Source organism: uncultured Microbacterium sp. (assembly GCF_963521695.1).
In the GTDB taxonomy this organism is placed as follows: Bacteria; Actinomycetota; Actinomycetes; order Actinomycetales; family Microbacteriaceae; genus Microbacterium.
The window spans coordinates 1-6,972 of record NZ_CAUQWC010000185.1; the positions used below are offsets into that span (position 1 = coordinate 1).

Below are 6,972 nucleotides of genomic sequence, written 5' to 3' on the forward strand. Positions count from 1 at the left end.
GCGTGCCGAATCCGTGCGCGTCGGCAGGATGGAAGCCACGACGCCGGGTACCGACGCCCGCGCACCGAGGCGAGGGGGCCGAATGCGCAGCCTGAGAAGGATCGTGGCCGGGGCCTCTGCTCTTGCCCTCGCGGGGACCCTGGGTGCGTGCTCCGCGGGTGACGGGGTGCCGACCCTCACGTGGTACATCAACCCCGACGACGGTGGTCAGGCCGAGATCGCGGCATCCTGTACCGAGGCCGCCGACGGGGCGTACCGCATCGAGACCTCGCTGCTTCCGCGCGACGCCGCCTCGCAGCGCGAACAGCTCGCCCGACGTCTCGCGGCGAGCGATCGATCGCTCGACATCATGAGCCTCGACCCGCCGTTCATCCCCGAACTCGCCGAGCCCGGCTTCCTCGCACCGGTGCCCGACGACCTGCAGAACACCGACGGTGTCGTGCAGGGAGCCGTGCAGTCGGCCAGCTGGAACGGCGAGTTGGTCACGGTGCCGTTCTGGGCCAACACGCAGCTGCTCTGGTACCGCAAGTCCGTGGCCGAGGCGGCGGGCCTCGACATGACGCAGCCGGTGACCTGGGACCAGATCATGCAGGCGGCCGAGGACCAGGGCAAGCAGCTCGGGGTCCAGGGCGCGCTCGCGGAGTCGATGACCGTCTGGATCAATGCCCTCGTGGCATCCGGGGGCGGCAAAATCCTCGAAGACCCCGAAGCGGGACCCGACGAGATGCGGCTCGGGCTGGACTCGGATGCCGGCAGGAAGGCCGCCGACATCATCGGGCGCATCGGCTCGTCGGGACTCGGGGGTCCCGGGCTTCCGACCGCCGACGAGAACGCGAGCATGAATCTCTTCCAAGGCGACAACGGATCGTTCATGGTCAACTGGCCCTTCGTCTACCCGGCCATGCAGGGCGCAGCCCCCGAGGTCGTCGAGGACCTCGGGTGGGCGGTGTACCCCCGAGTGGATGCCGGGACCCCGGCGGCACCGCCCGTGGGCGGCATCAACCTCGGCGTCGGTGCGTACAGCGAGAACGTCGACCTCGCCTGGCAGGCGGTGGCGTGCATCGTCAGCCCCGAGAACCAGGCCCAGTACTTCGTCACCAACGGCAATCCGCCCTCGAACCTCGCCGCGTACGACGACACCGAGGTGACCGAGAAGTTCCCGATGGCCGACACCATCGCCGAGTCGCTGCAGCTCGGGGCGCCGCGGCCGCAGACGCCGTACTACAACGAGATCTCCATCGGACTGCAGCGCACCTGGCACCCGCCGAACGCGGTGAACCCGGATTCGACGCCGGCGTCCTCGACCGACTTCATCCTCGCGGTGCTCAGAGGGGAGCGACTGCTGTGAGCGAGACGACACTCACCCGCGCCGGGCGGCGGCAGGAGGCCGCCGAGGCGGCGAAACCGACGAAGAAGCGTCGCTCCGACCGGGCTCGAGCAGAGGCGCGCCTGGGGTGGATGCTCGCGGGCCCCGCGTTCGGGATCATGCTGCTGGTCACGCTGTACCCGATCGTGCAGGCGCTGTGGGACTCGCTGTTCAGCCTGCGCCTGACCGCGCCGGACGACCGCGAGTTCATCTGGTTCCGCAATTACGCGGTGATCCTCAGCGACCCGGCGTTCTGGCAGTCGATGGGGGTGACGCTGTTCATCACCGTCGTCACGGTGCTGCTCGAACTGATCATCGGCTTCGGTTTCGCCCTCGTCATGCATCGCGCGATCAAGAAGCTGCGCGGCTTCGCCCGCACGGCGATCCTCGTGCCCTACGGCATCATCACCGTCGTGTCGGCCTTCGCGTTCTTCTACGCCTTCGACATCAACTCCGGCGGGTACGTCAACAGCTGGCTGGCATGGATCCCCGGGTTCGACGAGAACCTGAACTGGTTCGCCTACCAGGGCACCTCGCTCACCGTCATCATCCTCAGCGAGGTGTGGAAGACCACCCCCTTCATCTCCCTGCTGCTGCTGTCGGGGCTCGCGCAGGTGCCGGGCGATCTCGAGGAGGCGGCGAAGGTCGACGGCGCCACCGGCTGGGAGGTGCTGCGCCGCGTCATCCTGCCGAACATGAAGGCCGCGATCATGGTCGCCGTGCTCTTCCGCACGCTCGAGGCGTTCCGCATCTTCGACAACATCTTCATCATGACCGCGGGCGCCAACAACACCGAGGCGCTGTCGCTCCTGGCGTACAACACCTCGATCGGCCGGCTCGAGATCGGCCTCGGATCGGCGATCTCGGTGCTGCTGTTCCTGAGCGTCCTCATCATCGCGGGCATCTTCATCAAGGGCTTCAAAGTGGATCTGTCGGCGGGGAAGAACTCGTGACGGGCGTGGGCACGACGCCGACGACCGGCATCCGGTGTGAAGGAGGGTGCAGCTGATGCGCGCAATGACCTGGCCCCAGCGGATCATGTGGCTCGTGATCATCGCGGCCGTGCTCGTGTGGTCGCTGTTCCCGGTGTTCTCGATCCTGATGACGTCGTTCAAGACGCAGTCCGGCCTCTTCTCGGGCACCCTCATCCCGCAGGAGTGGACGCTCGACAATTACGCCACGATCCTCGCCCCGGGCGGCAGCGCGCAAGACCTCTTCCTGCCGGCGCTGCGCAACTCCATCGGCATCTCGCTGATCGCGACCTTCATCGCGGTGGTGCTGGCGACCCTCTGCGCCTACGCGATCGCGCGGCTCGACTTCCCCGGTAAGCGCGTCATCCTCACCACGGCCCTCGCGGTGTCGGTGTTCCCGATCGTCTCGATCGTCACCCCGCTGTTCAACCTGTGGCGCGTCGTCGGTCTCTACGACACGTGGCTCGGGCTGATCATCCCGTACCTCTCGTTGACCCTGCCGATCTCGATCTGGACGCTCGCGGCGTTCTTCCGCCAGATCCCGTGGGAGCTCGAGCAGGCGGCGCAGGTCGACGGCGCGACCCCGTTCGAAGCGTTCCGCAAGACCGTCGTGCCGCTCGCTGCTCCGGGCGTGTTCACCACCGCGATCATCGCGTTCTTCATCGCGTGGAACGACTTCGTCTACGGCATCTCGTTGACCTCGACGGATGCCGCCCGCCCGGTGCCGGCGGCCCTGTCGTTCTTCACCGGTGCCTCGCAGTTCGAAGAACCCACCGGCGCCATCTCGGCCGCCGCGATCGTGGTGACGATCCCGATCGTCATCGTCGTCGTCATCTTCCAGCGCCGCATCGTCTCCGGGCTCACCCAGGGCGCGGTCAAGGGATAGCGGGGCGATCTCAGTGACATCCATCACGCGGAACAGCAGCATCGTCTCGTGCCCCGCCGCGGGCGCGATCGAGGAATAGGGGACAGAGCTCATGGCATCCATCACTCTGAACAAGATCGTTAAGACGTACGACGACGGTTTCACCGCGGTCAAGGGCGTCGACCTCGACATCGCCGATGGCGAGTTCGTGATCCTCGTCGGCCCCTCGGGCTGTGGCAAGTCGACGCTGCTGCGCATGATCGTGGGCCTGGAGGACATCTCGGACGGCGAACTGCGCATCGCCGATGAGGTGGTCAACGACAAGGCGCCGAAGGACCGCAACCTCGCGATGGTCTTCCAAAACTACGCGCTGTACCCGCACCTCACCGTGTACGAGAACATCGCGTTCCCGATGCGGCTGAAATCGAGCGACCTCAGCGACGACGAGATCGACGAGCGGGTGCGTCGCGCGTCGAAGCTGCTGGAGCTCGACGAGCACCTTCAGCGCAAGCCCGCCAACCTCTCCGGCGGCCAGCGTCAGCGCGTGGCGATGGGGCGCGCGATCGTGCGCAACGCCAGCGCGTTCCTCTTCGACGAACCGCTGTCGAACCTCGACGCGAAGCTGCGCGGCCAGATGCGCACCGAGATCGCGCGCCTGCAGCGCTCGCTCGGGATCACCACGGTCTACGTCACGCACGACCAGACCGAGGCCATGACCCTCGGTGACCGCGTCGCGGTGCTCCGCCGGGGCGAGCTGCAGCAGGTCGCGAGTCCTCGCGGGCTCTACGACCAGCCGGTGAACCTCTTCGTCGCGGGCTTCATCGGCTCACCGCCGATGAACTTCCTCAGCGGAACCGTCGACGGCGACACGCTGCGTCTGCCGATCGCCGACGTGCCGCTCGACGATCGCCTGCGCACGGCCGTGGAGGGCCGCGACCTCGTGATCGTGGGGGTCCGCCCCGACGCCTTCGAGGACGCCGACTCGACCGAGCGCGACCTCTCCGGGGGGATCACCGCCGACCTCGACATCGAGATGACCGAGTGGCTCGGCGAAGTGCTGTACGCCTATGTGCCGTACGAGACCGACGCCACCGTGAAGGACAAACTCTCGGAGCTCGACCGCGATCTCGACGGCGAGAGCCTTCGCACCGAGCTCGTCGTGGCCCTGGATGCCATGAGTGCGATCCGCGCGGGCGACGCGGCGCGCCTGTGGTTCTCGCCCGACTCGCTGCACCTGTTCGACCCTGAGACGGGCGAGAACCTCACGCGCGATGAGGCGAAGGCCGAGAAGCTCGAGGAGGACGCCCGCGCCGCGCGGAAGCGTGCGCTCGATCGGGCGAAGGAGCGTCAGGCGCGCGAGGGATCGTCGGTGGGGCGCTGAGCGGGTCGGCTGTCCGGGGCGGCAGCTGATCGAACGGTGCCGTTCGTTCGGGGCCGTGGCCCGGGCGGGACCCCGGAGATCTCGCTCACTCTCCGCCGACACGCGGGGGATCTCGGCCGTCGTGGACGACTTTCCCGGAGTTGCGCACACGCGGTCGTGTTGTCGGCCGTGTTTGGGCGCGTGCACCCGTCAGTCCGCGCGGTCAGCCGCCGCGAACTTCTCCGAGAGCTCCCCGTCATTCACCGCGGCGGCCGTGACGCTCTTGCGCCCGGCGTACACGTCGCGGTCGATCTCGTCGGTGCCGTTCGCGACCAGCATGGCCACCATCGTGTCGCCGTTGACGTTGAGGAAGGTGCGGAAGATGCCGGTGAACCAGTCGACCGCGATGAGGAGTCCGACCGCCTCGAGCGGCAGTCCGAGCGAGGCGGCGAGGAAGGTCGCTGCGACGGCGAAGCCGCCCGGGACGGTGATGGTGCCCATGTTCAGCATGATCGCCAGCGCCATGCCGAGGATGATCTGCCCGGGCGTCAGCTCCACCCGCCCGGCCTGGGCGAGGAAGAGGATCACGATCGTGTAGTTCAGCACCGCGCCGTACGAGCCCATGGTCAGGCCCACCGACAGGGTGAAGTTCGCCACGCGTTGGCTGATCCCGACCTTCTCGACGGCGTTCCTCAGCACGGTGGGGAAGGTCACGGCCGAGCTCGTCGTCGTGACGGCGATGACCGTCTGCTCGGCGAGCTTGCCGGGGAGGGCCGCCGGGTTGAGCCGCGTGCGCAGCGCGACGACGACGACGAACAGCGCCGTCACGATGAGCACACCGGCGAGGGTCGACCCGAGATAGGCCAGGGCCGTGGTGACCACCGCGAAGCCGACGTCGCCGGCGAGGGCGGCCAGAAGGCAGAACACGCCGATCGGCGCGATGCGCATGACCAGGCGGATCATGCCGAGGATGATCTGCTGCAGCTGGTCGAGCAGGGTGACGACGAGCCTGTTACCGGTCGTGCGGACGTAGCCGTTGAGCGCGAGCCCGAACAGCAGCGAGAAGACGATGATGGGCAGCATGCTCGCGGTCGACATCGCGCTGAAGATGTTCGTCGAGACGAAGCCGAGCACCGTCTCCTGCCACCCCGCGGGCTCGGCGGCTTCCTGCAGGGCGGGATCGACCGTGCCGGAGTAGTCGATGCCGGTCCCGGGCTGGACGAGCGTCGCGAGGGCCCAGCCGACGATCGCGGCGACGACCGAGAAGCCGATCATCCACGCGAAGGTGCGTCCGGCCAGACGTCCCATCCCCGACCCGGTCATGGAGCCGGTGGCCACGATCACCGACGCCATCACGAGGGGCACGATCGCCATCTGGATCAGGCGGATGAACAGGTCGCCGACGAACTTGAGGTTCGCGGCCCACTCTCCGGCGGCGAGGCCGAAGACGATGCCCAGCACCGCCGCGAGGGCGATCAGGCTCGCCGGGTGGCGGAGAATCCTCCAGGTCGTCGCGAGACCGCGGCCACCGTTCGTGCTGTCGTCGTTGGTCATGGTCGCTCCTCCACAGATGGCCCCTGGTCGGTCCAATTGTGGGATGTCGGCGTTTCGCGCACCCGTTTCCCGTGTTTCCGGACCGTTACGGTCTGACCAATCCGGATGCCGTGAGAGAACGCGCCTGAAAGGATGGGTGCGGGAGGGTCGATGAGCGATCACGCGACGCTGGCGCCGCTGGAGCGGCACGGCGGATCGGTGCACGAGGAGATCGTGGCGCGGCTGCGCGCCCTGATCCTGGCGGGGGTGTTGAAGCCCGGGGACAGACTGGCGACCGAACGCGAGCTCGCCGAGCAACTGATCGTCTCCCGGTCGGCCGTGCGCGAGGCGCTGCTGCGTCTGGAGTCGGCCGGCCTCGTCGAACGACGTCAGGGCAGTGGCACCCGGGTGAGCGCTCGGGTACCGATCTCCACCGCGCTGGCCTCGTGGCGGGACGACGATCCGACGTCGATCGCCGCGGCATCCGAGTTCCGAACCGTCGTCGAGCCGCAGATCGCCCGTCTCGCCGCGACCCGCATCGACGCCGCGGAGCTCGACGCCCTCGCGGCGGTCGTGGCCGAGTCGAGCACCGTCCTCGACGGCGAGCGTTCGGTGCAGCTCGACATCGCGTTCCACGCCGGAGTCGCATCGGCCACGCGCAACCCGCTGCTCGCCTCGCTGAGCGAGCTCACGGTGTCGTGGACACTCGAGGCGCGGCTCTTCTCGCACGTCGCCGCCGGGGGTCGCCGCCTCTCGCACGAGGGGCACGCCCGCATCCTGCGTGCCCTGCGGGCGGCGAACCCGGATGCCGCGGAGGCGGCCATGCGCGTGCACCTCGACGAGATCGCCGACCTCGCGCAGCACCTCCGCGACTGAG

At 68.3% G+C, this 6,972-nt stretch carries 6 protein-coding genes; 5 read left to right on the top strand and 1 reads right to left on the bottom strand.

Annotated features, from left to right (window positions below; genetic code table 11):
• Window positions 1-82 precede the first annotated feature (82 nt).
• The 4 genes from RWP81_RS12690 (at window position 83) to RWP81_RS12705 (ending at window position 4,583) form a co-directional block, all read left to right on the top strand.
• A complete protein-coding gene (locus RWP81_RS12690; protein WP_314456635.1) occupies window positions 83-1,348 on the top strand; it encodes an extracellular solute-binding protein in 1,266 nt (421 codons plus the stop codon).
• Complete coding sequence (locus RWP81_RS12695; RefSeq protein WP_314456637.1) at window positions 1,345-2,319, top strand: sugar ABC transporter permease; 975 nt, start codon at window positions 1,345-1,347, stop codon at window positions 2,317-2,319. Before RWP81_RS12690 ends, RWP81_RS12695 begins: the two co-directional genes overlap by 4 nt.
• Before the next feature lie 55 nt (window positions 2,320-2,374).
• Window positions 2,375-3,223 (top strand): carbohydrate ABC transporter permease, encoded by an 849-nt coding sequence (locus tag RWP81_RS12700; protein ID WP_314456639.1) that lies wholly within the window; start codon window positions 2,375-2,377, stop codon window positions 3,221-3,223.
• A 91-nt stretch (window positions 3,224-3,314) separates the two neighbouring features.
• A complete protein-coding gene (locus RWP81_RS12705; protein ID WP_314456641.1) occupies window positions 3,315-4,583 on the top strand; it encodes a sn-glycerol-3-phosphate ABC transporter ATP-binding protein UgpC in 1,269 nt (422 codons plus the stop codon).
• A 189-nt stretch (window positions 4,584-4,772) separates the two neighbouring features.
• Here RWP81_RS12705 and RWP81_RS12710 read toward each other — a convergent pair whose 3' ends face one another.
• Window positions 4,773-6,116 (bottom strand): dicarboxylate/amino acid:cation symporter, encoded by a 1,344-nt coding sequence (locus RWP81_RS12710; RefSeq protein WP_314456643.1) that lies wholly within the window; start codon window positions 6,114-6,116, stop codon window positions 4,773-4,775.
• Between the two features lie 150 nt (window positions 6,117-6,266).
• Between RWP81_RS12710 and RWP81_RS12715 the strand changes: the two genes are divergently transcribed.
• Entirely contained in the window at window positions 6,267-6,971 is a 705-nt protein-coding gene (locus tag RWP81_RS12715) for a FadR/GntR family transcriptional regulator (RefSeq protein WP_055955798.1), read from the top strand.
• The last annotated feature ends 1 nt before the right edge of the window (window position 6,972 follow it).

Coding starts and splice junctions, on each gene's coding strand:
- RWP81_RS12690 (WP_314456635.1), top strand. CDS start 83: ATGCGCAGCCTGAGAAGGATCGTGGCCGGGGCCTCTGCTCTTGCCCTC.
- RWP81_RS12700 (WP_314456639.1), top strand. CDS start 2,375: ATGCGCGCAATGACCTGGCCCCAGCGGATCATGTGGCTCGTGATCATC.
- RWP81_RS12705 (WP_314456641.1), top strand. CDS start 3,315: ATGGCATCCATCACTCTGAACAAGATCGTTAAGACGTACGACGACGGT.
- RWP81_RS12710 (WP_314456643.1), bottom strand. CDS start 6,116: ATGACCAACGACGACAGCACGAACGGTGGCCGCGGTCTCGCGACGACC.
- RWP81_RS12715 (WP_055955798.1), top strand. CDS start 6,267: ATGAGCGATCACGCGACGCTGGCGCCGCTGGAGCGGCACGGCGGATCG.